Consider the following 18,150-nt stretch of genomic DNA (forward strand, 5'->3'; position numbering starts at 1 on the left):
AGATTCTTCGTGTATTTCTACGAATGTCTTTAATGAAATTCTCTGCTGTTTTTTTCTTAGGTGTTTTCATACTATTTCAAAGTTAATAATTTTTGAAAACACTCTCTTAGTTTTGAACTAAATCAGTCCACTTTTTGCTGACGATTTACAGCTTTTATGTTAGCTTTTATAATGATGCCAATAACGATTCACCAATTTGGTGCTTTAGGAATGGTTGGAGGAGATGAAACAAAAGCATTACCTTCTTATACAGCTTTTATGGCAGATTATCAAGATGCCTTCAGAACTTTTAAGCATGGTGCTTTGCATGGATTCATGGCTGGATTATTTATTGGTTTACCAGTGGTGGCTACGAATTGTTTGTTCGAACAAAAATCATTTAAATACGCAGCTGTAACTTCTGGTTATTGGATTGTAGTAATGACCTTAATGGGGGCTATCATTTGTGGCTGGAAATAAATTGAATTTTAACATTTAATTATATAGGAATCGCTCTACATTTGTGGAGCGATTTTATTTTTCAAGTTGGACAAAATTTCATTTAAAATATACAATTCGGTAGCAGTATTGCCTGCGCTTTGGGATGTTGTAGCTCAAAGTAACGTTTTTCTTCAAACACCATATTTAACAGTATTAGAGAAATCTGCTCCTGTAAATATGGAATGTTTTTATATTGGAATTTTTGAAAATTCAGAATTGATTGGCGTTTCTTTGGCGCAATATTTAGATTTGAATAAATTAGAATCGTTTGGAGAACGCGATAAATGTTTTAAAACCATTATCCGAAATTTTATATTCAAAAATTTTGCATCTCATACTTTGTTTCTTGGGAATAACATGATTACAGGTCAAAATGGCTATGTTTTTTCAAAGGAAATCGACTTCAATCATATAAGTGAAATTCTTATACAAATCGCAGATGAAATAACGTTGTACTTCAAGAAAAAAGGAATTTCAATTCACTTAGTTTCCTTCAAAGATTTTTATGACCATTGTTCGGTAGAGTTAAAAAAGTACCGTTTTTCCAATATATACGAATTCAATACGCAACCGAATATGATTTTCTATTTGGATCAAAATTGGAAATCTTTAGATGATTATGTAGCTGCACTTTCCAAAAAATACCGCGACCAATTTAAAAGAGCTCGTAAAAAGTTCGATGGTATTCAAATGAAGAATCTTTCTTACGATGAAGTACTTCAAAATGAAGAGAAGATATATGAATTGTATCATTATGTAGCTAAAAATGCACCTTTCAATACGTTTTTCTTGTCTAAAAATCACTTTTCTACCTTAAAAGGACAATGTGGAAATCGTTTCCAAATTTTTGGTTATTTTCTAAATGATGAACTAGTCGGATTTCATACCTTACTTTTGAATGATGAAACTTTAGAAACCTATTTTTTAGGTTATAACGATCACATTCAAAAAGAAAATATGTTGTATTTGAATATGTTGTATAACATGACCGAATATGGAATTGAAAACGGATTTAAACGTATTATTTTTGGTAGAACAGCTCTAGAAATTAAAAGCTCTATCGGAGCAACACCTGTTCAAATGTCCGGTTTCATCTATCACAACAATAAATTAATCAATCGATTTATTGGTAAAATCTTCAGAAATTTAGAGCCAGAACTACATTGGAAACAGCGTCACCCTTTTAAATAAAATAGGGCATATTACGTATATAGGCTTAATTCTAAAAATTTATATTTGTAAAGTTTTAATAATTAAATATTTACGATATGCGATTTACTTTTACTTTTTTAACGCTGTTTTTTGTTACGAGTTTTGCATTGGCTCAAACAGTAATTTTTCACGATACATTTGATGAAGACAAAAATAATTGGGCCTATAATGGTGATGGCTTTAACTCAAAGGTAGATGATGGAAAATTAATTTTAGAAAATAAACATGCTACTAATTCAAAGTGGCGCTATATTTCAATTACTCAAAATACAGACGCAATAGATTTTGATGTTGAAACAACTATTACATTGGATAAAACACCGAATGAATTCGCTACTTATGGATTAGTTTGGGGAATGTATAATAATAATTCTGATTATCGTGTAGTACAATTATCGGCAAATAAACAATTACAAATTTATCATTACTATAGTAAGGGATTTCATTATGGTAAAAAATGGGCGGCTTCAAAAAACGTGGAAGGAAAAGGAAGAAAAAACAAAGTAAAAGTTGAAAAGAGAGCTAATGTTTTTAAAGTATATATTAACGGAGTTTTAGAGCATCAAACGGGTGATAACTCTTTTTACGGGACTTCATTTGGTTTTATTGTTGATGCTGGAGTTACTATTGAGGTTGAGGAATTAAAAATAACGGAACATCCTTTTTCAATTAATGTAGTGAAAGAATTTAATCCAAATTTGAAAATGGTAAAATTACCAGAAACCGTATCTAGTCCTAATATTGAAGAGACAAATCCGGTAATTTCAGCTGATGGTAACATCTTATATTTTGATAGAAAAGATAATCCATCAAATATTGAAACACCTAAAGACGATATTTGGTACTCAATTAAAGATAAAAATGGAAAGTGGACAGAAGCCAAAAACATTGGAAGACCATTAAATAATCGCGATAATAATTTTGTCATTTCTTCTTCACCAGATAATAATACTTTATTGTTAGGAAATAAATATGCTACTGATGGTGTTTCGTCTAATGGTGGTGGAGTTTCAATTGCTAAAAAGGGGCAATCGGGTTGGGAAATTCCTAAAGATGTTGTAATTGAGGATTTCATTAATACGAATAATTACGTAGGTTATTTTCTGTCTAATGACAATAAGAACTTATTAATGACTGTAGAGCGTCCGGGCGGGCTAGGGCAAAAGGATATTTACGTGAGTTTTGTTAAAGATGACGGCACATTCTCTAAACCTAAAAGTTTAGGAAATGTTGTAAATACTTTTGATGATGAAGCGAATCCTTTCTTAGCATCAGATGGTAAAACACTTTATTTTGCAAGTAAAGGGCATCCTGGATATGGATACTTTGATTTATTTGTAACAAAAAGATTAGATGATACTTGGACCAATTGGTCAAAACCTGAGAATTTAGGTAAAATAATAAACTCGTCAGGATATGAATTGAGTATTTTTCTTTCTGCTAAAGGAGACAAAGCTTACGTTGGTAGAGAAAGAGATATTTGGGAAATTGACAATACCGTAAAACAAGACCCAGTTGCTTTGGTTAAAGGAAAAGTATACGATAGTAAAACGAAAAAAGTAATGAGTGCTCCAATTGTTTACAATGCACTTAAAACAAATAAAGAGTTAGGAACTGCTGTTTCAGACCCATCAACTGGAAGTTATTCTATCGTATTACCTTATGGCGAAAAATACAGTTTTATGGCGGAGAAAGAGGGGTATTACGCGGTTACCCAAAACGTTGATTTATCAGATTTAAAAGACTATAAAGAAATCGAAGTGGATTTATATTTGAATCCAATAGAAAAAGGAGAAATCATTCGATTAAACAATATTTTCTTTGCTTCAGGAAAATACGAATTGTTAGCAGAATCGTATGGTGAGTTAGATAAATTACTTCAAGTTTTAAAATCAAACTCAAAAATGAAGATTGAAATTTCAGGTCATACTGATGCTGTTGGAGCAGATTCAGATAATCTAACATTATCAAATAATCGTGCTAATGCCGTTATGAATTACTTGTTAGGAAAAGGAATTGCAAAAGACAGATTGTCTGCAAAAGGATATGGAGAAACAAAATTCATTGCAACAAACGATACCGATGAAGGCAAACAATTGAACCGAAGAGTAGAGTTTGTAATTCTTGAAAAATAATTCAGGTAACTTTTCTATCTTCGTGTAAAATTTAAATCATGGCACGAACAAGTTCTTCCGAAACCGCAATAAAAAATATGCTTATTCCATTAGTGCAAGCGATTGGGCGTTCGGGAAAGTTAATTTATTTGTTGATTTTTTTGATTGTTGGGTTTTTAGCGTATCAGTTTTTTACTAAAAGCAGCGAATCTTCAACGGTTGAATACAATTCGGCATTAATTGAAAAACAAATTAAAAATGTTGGAAAATTAGTCGTTACCGAAGGTCATTATGCAGAAGTAATTACTTATAAAGACCAGCAAAAGTATTTTATGGATTTCATTACTTTTGAGAAAAAGGCCTTGATTGTAGCTAATGCCGATGTTTTAGTGATGTATGATTTGCGTCAGTTGCAATATGAAATTGATGAAAATAATAAAACGGTAACATTGAAAAACATTCCTGAACCGGAATTAAAAATCAATCAAGATTTGCATTTTTACGATGTTAATCAAAGTAGATTTAATCCGTTTAACGCACAAGATTACAATAAAATAAACAAAAAGGTTAAAGCTGAATTGACTAAGAAAATTGAAAAATCGAGTCTGAAATCAAATGCTAAAAATCGTTTATTGAGCGAGTTGTCAAAAATATTAATTCTAACCAATACTATGGGTTGGACATTAAAATATGACGGCAGAGAAGTGAAAACCGATAAAGACATAGAGTTAAAAATAATCAATTAAATACGCTTTTCGGCTAATTGTTTGACTTGTTACAATTTTTCATTTTTGTCTAAAAATAGATGACTATGGAAAATTGCTATTTTATTCTGGTTCCAGTTGTTTTAATAGTGATAGTTTTAACTTTCAAATTTTTTAAAATGGAAGAAGATTATAAGCGCAAGTCTATGGAAATTCAGATAAAAATTGAAGAATTGAAAGAAAAAAACTTAATATGTCAGGATAAGAAAAATGCAGAATATTTTGATTCAAAAAAAATGAGTCAGATTACGAAAGACTTTTTGTATTTGCACAATTTAATAGTAAAAAAGCATCTCAGATAATATTTAAAAAAAAGATTATATTTAGTTAATATTATTCGAGACCTATGTTGAAAAAACTATTTTTCTTTTTGATTCTTATTGTTAGCTATACTGTTAAAGCTCAAAATAACAAAGAGCTTTTGGTAAAAGCGTTTACTTCTAAAGATTCTTCTGAATATTATTTTAAAAAAGCTAAAAAAGCAATTAAGAATGATGTTGATGAAGCGGAATATTATTTTTGTAAAAATGCTTTTCATACCGACTTCGGGGCATCTGACAGCGCTATTTATTATGGGAAAAAGGCTTTGAAAAAATTTAAAGACACCAAAAATTATAACTCAATTATCACAATTTACAATAATTTAGGTAGAGCATATAATGACAAAGGACAATACGAAAATGCAATACGCAATAGAATTTCTGGACTAAAATTAGCAGAAAGACACAATTTACAAAATTGGATTGGAAATTTTTATATCGGATTATCTTATGATTATCATGATTTTGAAGATTACCCAAAAGGAATTTATTACGGAAAAAAAGCGATTCAATACTTTTTAAATAAAAAAGGAGTTTCAGCAGAAGATATTAGATCTTCTTTTAATGCAACAGCCATCAACTATGATGATTGGAATAAACCAGAAGAAGCTTTGTTTTATCACAAACAAAATCTCAAATATATTAAAGGTAAAGACACACTACTGCTTCATAGCACATTCAACAACATAGGAAATACACTTTTAAAACAGAAAAAATTTAAAGAAGCCCAAAAATGGCTTTTACGTTCCGTTAAAATTATTGATTTTAGAGTAAAAAATAATGATAGCCTATATACAGATTATAGTTATGCTACCAGCTATACAAATTTAGCCACAATTGCTGCTGAATTGAATCAGTATGAAGAAGCAAAAAGATATTTTGATCTGGCATTTAAATATGCAAAAAAATCTGAATCGCCTGAAAAACTTAGAGATTATTATCAGCAAAAGATAATTTTCAACAAAAAATACAATAAACTTGCCGAGGCAATTGAAGAGCAAGAGAATTACATTCAACTAAGAGATTCGATTTATACGGCTGAAAAAAACAAAACAATTGCCGAACTAGAAACGAAATACCAAACCGAAAAAAAAGAAAAGCAAATTTTGCAACACCAAGCCGAAGTGAAGCAAAAAAACATTTGGTTACTCCTAATTTCAAGTTTTGTTATCATCGGTTTAATTCTGTTTCGAAATTTTAGAGCAAAAGCCAAATTACAAAAAGAGCAATTAGAATTAGAAAATAAATTATTAGAAGAACAATCCAATTATAAAATTCAGGAACAACGTTTGGAAATTTCACGAGAATTGCATGATAATGTGGGATCGCAATTAACCTTTATCATTTCGATTTTAGATAATTTAAAAAATTCTTCCGTTCAGTTTGACGAAACTATTGATAGAAAAATAGATACGCTAACTAATTTTGCCAACAAATCCATTTCCGAGTTGCGTGACACAATTTGGGTTTTAAATTCTAAACAATTGAGTTTGTCCGAATTAAAATCCAGAATGACCAATTTTATAAAAGATGCTTCTGAATCAGTTGATACGATAAGCTTTCATTTTGATTTTGATATTCAAAATGATGTTCAGTTGTCTTCAAAACAAGCCATTAATTTGTATCGTATTCTTCAAGAAATTGTGAACAATGCTATTAAACATGCTAATGCAAAAGATATTTCGGTTTCAATTTCTCAAATAGAAAATGAATTGCAAATTAAAATTTCAGACAACGGAATTGGTTTTGATTACGAATCCAAAAAGAAAATATCATTTGGGTTAACTAACATCCAAAATCGAGTTCAAGAAGTAAACGGAAGGTTACAGGTTGAATCTAATCAAAAAAAAGGAACTAATTATTCCATCACGGTTAAATTGTAATTATGATTAAAGTAATTTTAGTGGAAGACAATTTCTTTTTGCAAAAAGCATTGGAAGAAAAACTGTCTAATTTTTCAGATATTGTTATTAAAGATACAGCTCAAAACGGAGAAGAAGCAATCGCTATTTTAGAGAAAAATCATGTGGTAGATTTAATCCTAATGGATATCGAAATGCCAGTAATGAACGGAATTAAAGCAACGGAAATCATCAAATCTAAATATCCACAAATTAAAATTGTAATGATTACCGTTTTTGATAACGATGATAATGTTTTTAACGCCATAAAAGCAGGAGCTGATGGTTATTTACTAAAAGAAACCAAAGCAGAAAAAATACATCAGGCTATTCAGGAAACCTTAGCGGGCGGTGCTGTCATGTCTCCTTCGATTGCTTTGAAAACGCTGCAATTGTTAAAAAATCCAAGAGTTTTTGAATCCTCCGAAGCAACAGAAATTGTCGAACTTACCACTCGCGAAATAGAAGTTTTAGAACAATTAAGTAAAGGATTAAAGAATAGAGAAATAGCAGAAAACTTGTTTTTATCCTTCTTTACGGTCAAAAAGCATATCGAAAATATTTACCGAAAACTACAAGCCCATAATCGAATCGAAATGCTGCAAAAAGCCAAGCAAAACAAGCTTATTTAAATACGGCAATCGGCTTATTTTCTTGCCTTTTAATTCGTTAGATATTTGATGAAAATATGTAACGATATGAAAAAAATTTACTTTGTAACCTTTCTTCTGTTAAGTTTTTGGGCAAAAGCACAACTTACAATGGTTAAAGATGTTGCTGCGGCAGGCATTACACCTACATCAGACAAACAAGCCTTCTGGCAAAACAATAAATGGAACAATAAGTTTTATTTTAATGCAGGAACTACCGCAAAACTAGGTGTTACTGACGGAACTGATGCCGGCACCTTTTTGGTGAAAGATTTGGCGGTGGCGGGCGTTTCAACTTTAATCTCTAAAATCATTCCAGCACAGGATTTTTTCTACATTCAGGTGGATGTTATCGATTCTTATTCTCCTTATACCCTTCATAACGAATTATGGCGTTCTGACGGAACAGCGGCCGGAACTTTTTTGCTGAAAAAATTCGATGCTACCATTTCATATCCGCTTAATTTAGGAAGTGATATCTCTGAATATCGCAACAATTCCATCTTAGGAAACGAAATGTTTTTTGCCGGATTTACTACCGCAAACGGTTATGAATTATGGAAATCTGACGGAACCGTTTCCGGAACCGTTATGGTGAAAGATATGACAGCTGGAGCCGGAAATACTCCAATGGATGGTTTTACCCGATTAGGCAGTGATGTTTACTTTTTCACGGGTTCAGGACAACTTTGGAGAACTAATGGAACGGATGCGGGTACCGTTAATATTCCGCTTCCTGCGGGGCTTATCGTTTATGTGTACAATACTATGGTTGCTTATAACGGGAAACTTATTTTTATAGGTTATGATGCTACTAACGGAATGGAGCCGTGGATTTCTGATGGTACCACAGCGGGAACTCATATAATTGCAAATACTTCACCAAGAACAGATTATTATTATGTTTTAAAAGATTTAATGTTTAAAGAAGTACCGGGTGGCGTTTTATTCCAACAATTAATGACTTCCGGGAGTTATAAAATCACGTTATGGAAAACCGATGGTACGTCTTCGGGTACGGTACAACTTTCTAATCTTGATGTCATAGATGAGCAAAGTGGCCTTGATTTTGGTATGACCCAACAATCTATTTATATTTACAATCTATCGCAAAAAACTTTTTTTAAGAGTAATTATCAGCCAGGAGGTAGTTCTGTAATTTCTCAAAATCTGGCCTACAATCAGTTTTCAAATTTTTATAATTTTAAAAACACACTATGGTTTAGTTCTGGTATTGCGACATTTGGATCGGATGGCTTTGAACCTTGGCGTTGCGATGGGTTCCAAACCGTGAAAACGTTTGACATCTACCCAGGAGTAGCGGGATCAGCGCCATTTGGGTATTTTGAAATCAACAACGATTTGTATTTTTTTGCTAATAATGGCGGTGGTTTAAAGTTGTATAAATTTAATGGCGATTTTACTTTTAACAATTCGGTTAACAACAATTGGAGTAATGGTTCAAATTGGAATGCCGGGACAACACCATTGCTAACGGAAGACGCAATCATTCCTTCCGGATTTAATGTAAATGTTGATGCGAATGCTTTTGCCAATAACCTAAGCGTAAGTTCTCCTTTAAATTTAACGACTGGTAATTTGAACTTCAGAGGAAACTTAAACTTAAACGCACCCGTTACCTTGAATGCAAATAATATAAATCTTAAAGGGGAAAATGCCACAGTCCTAAACGGAAATGCTACAAATTATCTCGCCACAAATGGTGCAGGAACGGTAAATGTAGAAAATCTAAAACCAACAAGAGGACAAGTGAATTTGCCTATCGGAACAGCAACCAATTACAGTCCGATTGCTATTGAAAACACTGGAACTTCCGATACTTTTTCGGTTAACGTTCAGGACGGAATTTCCAATACTTCAGGTGGCGCAGTAAATGCCACATGGAACATATCTGAAGCTGTAACTGGTGGTAGTAATGTAAATGTTTCGTTCACTTGGAATCAAACGCAAGAAAACGGATTATTCAATCGTAATACAGCAGGGGTCGGACATTACTATAACACAACTTGGAACGGTGAAGCTTCTTCTGCCGTGACAGGCACGAATCCTTATACGATTTCGGCAACTAATATTTCGAGTTTTTCGCCTTTTGGAGTTTTAAATCAATCGGCTTTAGGAATTGAGGACAATAATTTTGTTACGGATCAAATTAAAGTATATCCCAATCCATTTACAGAGAACCTTTTTATTTTAACACATGAAAAAGGTATAATAAGTTTTTATGATGTATCGGGAAGATTAGTTTCTTCAACGGCTTTGTTGTCAGGAAATAACCTTTTATCAAACCCAATACTTGAAAGTGGAGTTTACCTTTATGAAATAAAAGATACTAACGGAACGAAACTTTCTAGGGGGAAAATTTTAAAACAATAAATCATTTTAAAGATGAAAAATTTAATTTTTAGTTTACTGGTTTTTGGGGCATTCCATTGTAATGCGCAAGTAACGCTAGTAAAAGCACTGACCAACGATGAAGTGCCAAAATCAGATAAAATAGAATACAATCAGATTTTTAATGGGAGAGTCTATTATTTTAACAGTACGTCAACACAAAATTGCAGATTGTATGCTTCTGATGGAACTAGTGCCGGAACAGTTTTAATCAAAGATTTAGGAGCTATTTACACTACAGGAAATGGAAATCATAGTACTGTTGGTTCTTACAATCAAACAACAAATTTGTTTTATTTTTTAAGATCTCAATTTTTAAATCCTGCAACGGGAGGGTTGCCTACAGAGCTTACCACAGAACTTTGGGTAACCGATGGCACAACTGCTGGTACGATAAAATTACTCACTAAAACAACACCTTATATTAGTTATAGTGTTGTAATTCCTATTCAGTTATTTGGAGATGCTTTTGGTACAAACCCATATAACTTTAATTTTGTGGGCAATAAATTAATTTTCACAGCCTATGATCCGGATGCTGCTAATGTGACATATAACAATCAGATTGCTTGGGTTACGGACGGTACAGTTGCGGGTACACAACCACTTTTAACAGCAAACGGAGAAAAAATATTTGGTGGCGCACTTGGAGGTACAAAACTGAATGATAAATATTTTTTTGGAGGCAGAAGTCAAGCGACATTGTCAAATGGTGGGTATTTATATGAAACGGATGGTACTCAGACAGGAACAATAAAGATAAATCCCACTGCGGTTAATTGGTATGTAGGATCCATTTTTAGCAAACCATTAAACGGAAAATTTTTATTTTGGGCTACTAATAATCTTGGTCCAACCCTTGATCAGCAAAATTATGAAATTTGGCAATCCGACGGAACTGCTGCGGGTACAACACTTTTTATGGAAACAGCTGCCGGATTTGACTCTAAAAAACCTTATTATGGAAATGTTCTTGATTTTGTTAACGATGGTGAAAAACTTTATTTTAATTTAAAACAAGATCCTGCTAATAATCAATCCACTGAAATTTGGGTAACCGATGGTACTTTATCAAACACCAAGAAAATTCGTGATGCATCCAATTATTTAGTAGATGAAGTGCATATAGCAAACGGACATGTGTTTTTTGAAGAGTTTTTACAATCTCCATCACAATTTAGAATGGTCTATTCAGATGGTACCAATTCAGGAACTTATGTTGTTTCGAATTCGAATATCAATAACAATCATTCGAGTATGGTTGTGTACAATAATAGTTTGTATTTTAAAGAGGCTAATGGTACCGCAATTTGGTTTGGTAATACGGTTGCTGATAATATCGAAATGTGGCGTTCTGATGGAACTATAGCAAATACAGGACTTTTTATGGATATTTATACGGGTTCGGTAAGTGCTTCCGGTTATACTCTTTCTAATTCATCAAAACCAAGAAACTTTTTTGTTCTAGGAGATAGTATGTATTTTATTGCTGATAATTCAACAGGAACAAAGAATCTGTACAAATTCTTTGGAAATTATACGTTTAATAATTCGGTAAATAATAAGTGGGATAATTCTGCAAATTGGAATGCTGGGGCTTTACCGGGAGCAACTGATTTAGTTACTGTTCCTGCGGGTTTTAATGTTGAAATACAAGCTAATGCTTATGCGGGGAATGCATTTATTAATTCACCTATAAATGTAGTAGCAGGGGGGCTAAATATTGGCGGCGCACTTACTTTAGGTGAAAAAATTACTTTAAACACTAATAATCTTAATTTATTAGGAACTAAATCTTTCATTACGAATGGTAGTGCTGCAAATTATATTGTTACAAACAACACTGGAAAAGTAGCAATTTCTAATTTGAACACTGAAAGAGCAACCATCACTTTACCTATTGGAACCGCCACTAATTATAATCCAATTACTATTGAAAACACTGGAACTTCCGATACTTTTTCGGTTAACGTTCAGGACGGAATTTCCAATGCTTCAGGTGGCGCAGTAAATGCCACATGGAACATCTCCGAAGCAGTAACTGGTGGTAGTAATGTAAATGTTTCGTTCACTTGGAATCAAGCGCAAGAAAACGGATTGTTTAATCGCAATACAGCTGCAGTTGGACATTTTTACAATGCAACCTGGAACGGTGAAACTTCTTCTGCCGTAACAGGAACAAATCCTTATACCATTTCGGCCACTAATATTTCAAGCTTTTCGCCTTTTGGAGTTTTAAATCAATCGGCTTTAGGAATTGAGGACAATAATTTTGTTGCAAATCAAATTCAGGTATATCCAAATCCAACGACTACTCAATTTTATATTAATGCAGCAGAAAGAATTGAGTCTGTAGAGATTTACGATGTTAATGGTCGTAAGTTAAAAAGTGTTTTACCTAAAACCATGGCAACAGAAATAGAGGTGACGGACTTGAAAACAGGTGTTTATTTCGTGAATATAAGTACTCTTATAAATAAAAATCAAACCTTTAAATTAATTAAAAACTAAATCGTATGAAAAAAATTCAATTGTATTTAATGCTTATTTTGTCTATTACTTTACTTTCTTGTTCTAGTGATAGTGACGATAACAATTCAAACCAAAATCCTTCTACCAATGGTTTTTTGTATGCTGAAAACGGAAGTACAACGATGACTTCGGTGTCTTCGCCTTATGCCAGCAATCAGTACAAATCTATTTTTGCGGTAAACAACAGTAATACCATTATTGAAATTAATTTAACATCATTGGCCGTAGGAAGCTACACTATTGACGATACCACTAACTTTTTTGCCTATTTAAAACCAGGAACAACCGGAATGTGGAATGGAAGTGCAGGAACAGTTACAATTACTGCCAATGCTAACAATAAATTAACGGGAACATTTTCAATAACTTCTGGTTCGGGGATAAATGATGTTACCTCGTTATCCGGTAGTTTTACAGATATTCCGATACAGTAATGATAAAAAGTCTGCATAAAAGAAAGTCCCGATGAATCGGGACTTTCTTTTATAATTTACTCTCTAAACTTTGCCAGCCACCACCGTTGATGCAATCAATTCCGTGTTGTTTTAAGATGGAAGTTGCTTGACCACTTCGCATTCCAGAACGGCAACAAGCAATAATAGGTTTGTTCCATTTTTTTATTGTTTCAATGTTTCCATTTAAAACTTGTAAAGCAATATTTTTAGAACCTTTAATGTGTCCGTCTTTAAATTCTTCAGGTGTTCTTACATCTAAAATTATAGCGCCTTTTCGAACGTATTCTTGAACATCATTCGTTTTATTTCCTAATCCTAAAAAATCTAAAATTCCCATAATTGTTTCTTTTTTTTGACAAAGATAGAGCTGATTGAAAGTCTTTTCAGTAACAAAAGTTACTTTGGTTAAGCGTTAGCTTTCTCAAAAATCAATTCCAATCCGTTATCCACTAAATGTACAATTTCTGGACGATTGCTTTTTACTTTTTCCAAGTGATTTAGCACTTTATCTACTAAATCAGAATTTCCTTCTTTTTTAGCTAATTCTGCAATCTCTACCGATAATAACCAATCATTTGGATGTCCCGCAGAAACCGAAGCAAATGCCTCTTTTAAAGTAGTCGCAGCAGGTTTACCTTCTCTAATATTGCGAACACTTAAATAGAGTCTTTCTAATTCTTCTCTTTCAGCCGATTTTTTCTGTTTAATCGTTTGCGAAGACGGAACGTGATTAATCATATCAAAACTATTCACATCAGCCGGACCTGAAAAAGCAGAAATCACTTTTTTACCAACTGCCATATCATAAATGCCCCATTCCGGTTGGAAAAGAACGGTGTCATTATGAGTTACAGTACAATTTTTGAATTTAATCAATAAGATTTCGCCTTGTAAATTGCGCGTTCCTGTTACAATTTCACCTACAACTTTGATATTGCCTTCAAATTCTAAAGTTACTTGTTCGCCTTCGTAAATGTCATACGCACGCAAATCTCTCGGACTCATTTCTTCAATGGCTAAATTGATGCCTTTTAGTTTTCCAATTGGAGAACCAAAGCCTTCAGAATGATATTCTGTTCCGTGACCTACTAATTCTTTTTCTCTGTAAGAAAGTGCTGTTTTTCCTGTGGTTTGAACATAAACTGGTTTTCCTTCATCTTCAATAACGTTCGTGAAAACACCAGAAATTTGCAAACCAGTACTTAATTCAATTGTTCCTAAAGCATTCGAATGAATCAATTTTTTGATTCCCGATAAACCGCCAGTTCGTAATGCCATTTTATTCGCAAACTCCTCTAAAACTTGACTCAATTGAGCAAAATCAGATGTTACATAAAGTTGAGGTTGCGGTTTTGTAATATCGAAACTTTGATCGGCAGCCGAAATATCATATGGGATTTTCTTTACATTATCGGTCATGCACCAAGAGCTTTCTCCAATTGAAGAAAGTAATCCAGCACCATAGATTTTTGGATTGTCAACGGTTCCAATCAAACCGTATTCGACTGTCCACCAATGTAAATTTCGAATGCGAGACATTTCCGATAATTCACCCATATTATTCTGTAAGAAATCCACTTGCTCTTCTGCTTTTTTGATTTCTTCCGCCGGTGTATCTTCTGCTTCTTTTAAAATCGAAAGTAAACGAATGGCTTCATACAATTCATAATCACGAGCTGATGAAATCGCTTTACAGCCAATTTCACCAAAACGTCTTAAATATTCTGCATATTCTGGATTCGCAATAATAGGAGCGTGACCTGCACCTTCGTGAATAATATCGGGAGCTGGAGTATATTCAATGTGTTCTAATTGGCGAATATCGCAAGCAATAACTAACACATTATACGCTTGAAATTCCATAAAGGCATTTGGTGGAATAAAACCATCAACAGCAACTGCGACCCAACCGATTTCTTTTAAAATTCGGTTCATACCATACATATTTGGAATATTATCAATTTCCAAACCTGTTTTTTGCAAGCCTTCTAAGTAAGAACTATGTGCAACTTTTGAAAGATAGTCGACATTTTTACGCATTACATATCGCCAAACAGCTTGATTTATGGGTGTATAATCCTCATAAACTTGTGGTTTAATGAATTGTTTTAAATGTTTTGGCAATCTGTCAATCAGTGGATTACTTTCAAAATGCGTTTCCATAATTTTACTTGTGATGTTTGACGTAAAATTACGACTTTTTCACAAAGAAGGAAAACTTTTTGCGAATTTGATAAAACTAAATAGGATATTACTATTCTGTTTTTTCAACAGGAACTGTCGGTTCAATTTTGGGAATACTGTCACTTGGAACTGTTTTTGGTCCAGGTAGACCTTCGTTTGTATTTATTGGAGTTACACCATCAACATATTCCGTTTCTTCCAAATCTTCTGATTTTCTTCCTAATTTGATATCTGGATTTTCTTGTGTTCCCAAAACTTTAATTGGAATTCCAATAATGCCTAATGGTGGTAATCCAACACGCATTTTTAAGTTTAATTTACCATCTAAACTCGTTTGTCCTTCAAATCGTAATCTAAAACCAGCTACTTTGAATTTGAAACGTTCGATAGTTACAATGTTGTTTTTAATGGTTGATTTGATGTCTACTTTAGATATGTCAGGATCTTTAATGTCTGGATTTTCTGTTTTAGCAGAAACGACGTTCAATAATTTAAAGCCTTTCATTTTAACTTTCTTCACTGAAAGGGTTCCGCTTCCTTCTAAAGAGGGCATTATAGGTTCCATTTGATTGTTTAAAACACCTTTGATGAAATAATTTAAACCTACAATTCCTTCCGCACTTTCTGCAGCGGTTACGATTTCTCGAAACATTTTAATTTCGTTGTAAGCGCGTTTAATATCAAATTCAGAAGCATTAATTTTATAATCGAAATATGCTTTTTGTGTGCCTTCGTTTTTATAAAAAGCATCCATTTTGGCTATTGCTCCAATGATGCCTAAGCTGCTATTTGAAAGTTGTAAACTACCATTTTGAATGATTAAATTTCCTTTTAAATTTTCAATGGTAATATCGTCGTATTGCGTTTTTGTAGCATTAGTTTGGATGGAAATATTTAAATTCGTTGGAATTTGAACTACTCCTGAAACCTCTGTTTTTTCAGTTTCGTCATCGGTTTCATAAGTTATGGTTGGAATAAATTCATTAACATTCAAATAATTCGAAGTCAGATTGAAATTCCCTTTTAAAATTTGATTTTCCGAAAGGACAAAATTGATGACGTTTTCTAAATTTCCATTCATGGTAATATCAGATGTTCCGTATTTTCCATTGAAATTAGAAAAATTCATTTTGTCTTGATTGAAAGTGAACAATCCGTTTTCGATTAAGAATGGTTTTGCCAAGTAATCACTTGTAGTTTTGATGTTTTTTACTTCAAGAGTTCCACTGTTTTTTAAGTTGCTAATTCTTCCATTTGAAGCATCGCTTTGTTTTCCTGCTAAACTCAAATTCGCTTTAATGAAACCGTCAACATCTAATCCTTTTTGAGAGAAAACTTTGTAAATTCGGGCAACGTTTAATGTTCCTTTTGCTTTAACATCGTAATTAATATCATCAAAATTTTTAAACGAAGCATTCAAATTAAATGGTTCTCCTTCAAAAGTAAAATTCGCTGGAGAAAGTACAAAAGAAGCATCTTTAAATTCACCTGTTGGGCTATTTAAGTTCGCTTTTAAATTAATATTTTGAATCGGTTTTGGATAATAAGCGGTTTGAATGAATCCGTTAGTAAGTTCAAATTTTCCTTTAGTTACAGGGAATTTTTTTTCTTTTTTAATATAATCTCCTTTAGAAATGATATCGGCATCTAAATTTCCTGCTAATTTGAAATTCGGAATTTGAAGTGCATTGCTAATAAAACTCAAATCCAATTTTGATTTTACTTTTGAATCAATTTTGAGTTGTTCCCCAAAACCATCCGAAATCAAAATGGCGCTTAATTTATTTTTATTCACATCAAAATAAAGCGAATCCAAACGAATTTTTAACTGATTGATATCTAAATTCGGAAGTTTGGTGTCTAAATTCAAGAAAATATCTTCAACGGGATAAGGCGCTTTTTCATGTTTTACATAACCATCTCGCACTTTAATGTTGAAATTTACTTCTGGACTCAGATTTTGGGAAGCAATGTATTTGCCTTTTAAAGTTAAGAATGCTGAGGTTGTTCCCTTCATTTTAGTTTCGGTCATCCAAGAAACATATTCGGCAGGTAATGCAGTGAATAAATCATCTAAATCGCTGTCTTCGGTTTTTAATTTGAAATCCATTTGATAACCATTTTTCAAGAAATCAAAGAAACCTGTAAATTCAACGGGTAATTTATTGATGATCAAATCGTTTTTCTCAAAAATAAAAGAAAGCGAATTGGTGTTGATTTTTGTGATTAAATCCGCTTTTACTTTCTTGTTTTTTAAGTATTCACTTTTGTCATAAGTAAAACTCAAACTGTCAATTCTGGCCGAAGTTTTTAAGCTAAAATTAGATTCCAATAAATCGCCTTTTCCTTTGTAGTTAAAACCTTTTGCTTCGATAAGAATTTTAGTCGATTTGTCATTATAAACCAACTGACTATTATTGATTTGAATGTTTTCTAATTTTAATGAAGCGCTTTCCGACGAAGCTGTTGTGTCTTTGGAATCTGATTTATAAATATTGTAATTAGCTTCTCCCTTTTGGTTAACCAAAATGTTGATTTTTGCTTCTTCTAGATAGATTTCTTCAATTTCGGTTTGATTTCCAAAAACTACCGACCAAACATCGATGCCAAAACTTATTTCCTTTGCAGAAACTAGCGATTTACTTTTATACGGTTTTGAACCATTAAGATTTAATTCATGTAAGGTCAAAGTTAAAGAAGGAAAATGTTTGAAAAACGACAATTCTGAGTCATTGAAATTCAATTCTCCTTCTAAGTTTTTGTTGGCTAATACTTTTACTTTTTCTGTAATGGTATCAGCAAAAATAATGGGTAAGAATACAATGATTAGTAATGAAATAATAAAAGTGATTCCCGTTACTTTTAAAATTTTAACAAGTAATGTTTTTTTTGAGTTTTCCATTTTTTATAGTTGTAGAGAGATAGAGCAAAATTACTACAATTTTTTTTGTAAGAATTGAAATGTTTGTAAAAAAAAGAGCTAGTAAAAATAGACTGCCCCCAAAAAGTTAGACACTATTTGGGGGTATTTTTATGGAAAGAAAAGTCAAGTATGATTATGCATTTAAGTTAGAATGCGTAGAATTAGTTTTAAAGAAGCATTATTCTTGTGAATTGGTTTCTAAA

At 32.5% G+C, this 18,150-nt stretch carries 13 protein-coding genes; 10 read left to right on the forward strand and 3 right to left on the reverse strand.

The annotated features are described in order from the left end of the window. Positions 1–156: 156 nt before the first annotated feature. The 10 genes from ACE3PD_RS06645 (at position 157) to ACE3PD_RS06690 (ending at position 12,819) form a co-directional block, all read left to right on the forward strand. Positions 157–459 (forward strand): DUF1761 domain-containing protein, encoded by a 303-nt coding sequence (locus ACE3PD_RS06645; RefSeq protein ID WP_374400778.1) that lies wholly within the window; start codon positions 157–159, stop codon positions 457–459. 66 nt (positions 460–525) lie between these two features. Then, complete coding sequence (locus tag ACE3PD_RS06650) at positions 526–1,671, forward strand: GNAT family N-acetyltransferase (protein WP_374400780.1); 1,146 nt, start codon at positions 526–528, stop codon at positions 1,669–1,671. A 77-nt stretch (positions 1,672–1,748) separates the two neighbouring features. Beyond that, complete coding sequence (locus tag ACE3PD_RS06655; RefSeq protein ID WP_374400782.1) at positions 1,749–3,827, forward strand: OmpA family protein; 2,079 nt, start codon at positions 1,749–1,751, stop codon at positions 3,825–3,827. Between the two features lie 38 nt (positions 3,828–3,865). Beyond that, entirely contained in the window at positions 3,866–4,552 is a 687-nt protein-coding gene (locus tag ACE3PD_RS06660) for a DUF4230 domain-containing protein (RefSeq protein ID WP_374400784.1), read from the forward strand. Positions 4,553–4,689: 137 nt separating this feature from the next. Further along, positions 4,690–4,872: a hypothetical protein gene (locus tag ACE3PD_RS06665; protein WP_374400786.1), complete on the forward strand. Its 183-nt coding sequence runs from the start codon at positions 4,690–4,692 to the stop codon at positions 4,870–4,872. 68 nt (positions 4,873–4,940) lie between these two features. Further along, positions 4,941–6,773 (forward strand): ATP-binding protein, encoded by a 1,833-nt coding sequence (locus ACE3PD_RS06670; protein WP_374400788.1) that lies wholly within the window; start codon positions 4,941–4,943, stop codon positions 6,771–6,773. 2 nt (positions 6,774–6,775) lie between these two features. Continuing rightward, positions 6,776–7,423 (forward strand): response regulator, encoded by a 648-nt coding sequence (locus ACE3PD_RS06675; RefSeq protein WP_374400790.1) that lies wholly within the window; start codon positions 6,776–6,778, stop codon positions 7,421–7,423. A 66-nt stretch (positions 7,424–7,489) separates the two neighbouring features. After that, positions 7,490–9,835 (forward strand): T9SS type A sorting domain-containing protein, encoded by a 2,346-nt coding sequence (locus ACE3PD_RS06680; protein ID WP_374400792.1) that lies wholly within the window; start codon positions 7,490–7,492, stop codon positions 9,833–9,835. Positions 9,836–9,847: 12 nt separating this feature from the next. Beyond that, the gene (locus tag ACE3PD_RS06685) at positions 9,848–12,364 is read left to right on the forward strand and encodes a T9SS type A sorting domain-containing protein (protein ID WP_374400794.1); all 2,517 of its coding nucleotides are present in this window, start codon (positions 9,848–9,850) and stop codon (positions 12,362–12,364) included. A gap of 5 nt (positions 12,365–12,369) precedes the next feature. Continuing rightward, a complete protein-coding gene (locus ACE3PD_RS06690) occupies positions 12,370–12,819 on the forward strand; it encodes a hypothetical protein (RefSeq protein ID WP_374400796.1) in 450 nt (149 codons plus the stop codon). Between the two features lie 49 nt (positions 12,820–12,868). Here the strand turns inward: ACE3PD_RS06690 and ACE3PD_RS06695 are convergent, their stop codons facing one another. The 3 genes from ACE3PD_RS06695 to ACE3PD_RS06705 all read right to left on the reverse strand — a co-directional run bounded on the left by ACE3PD_RS06695 (position 12,869) and on the right by ACE3PD_RS06705 (position 17,926). Next, positions 12,869–13,177 carry a rhodanese-like domain-containing protein gene (locus tag ACE3PD_RS06695; RefSeq protein WP_374400798.1) on the reverse strand — a complete coding sequence of 103 codons (309 nt, stop codon included), beginning with the start codon at positions 13,175–13,177 and terminating at the stop codon, positions 12,869–12,871. A gap of 68 nt (positions 13,178–13,245) precedes the next feature. Further along, positions 13,246–15,003, reverse strand: a complete 1,758-nt coding sequence (locus ACE3PD_RS06700) for an aromatic amino acid hydroxylase (protein WP_374400800.1) — start codon at positions 15,001–15,003, stop codon at positions 13,246–13,248. A gap of 91 nt (positions 15,004–15,094) precedes the next feature. Further along, positions 15,095–17,926 carry an AsmA-like C-terminal region-containing protein gene (locus ACE3PD_RS06705; protein ID WP_374400802.1) on the reverse strand — a complete coding sequence of 944 codons (2,832 nt, stop codon included), beginning with the start codon at positions 17,924–17,926 and terminating at the stop codon, positions 15,095–15,097. Between the last annotated feature and the right edge of the window lie 224 nt (positions 17,927–18,150).

Source organism: Flavobacterium sp., assembly GCF_041911335.1.
GTDB lineage: Bacteria > Bacteroidota > Bacteroidia > Flavobacteriales > Flavobacteriaceae > Flavobacterium.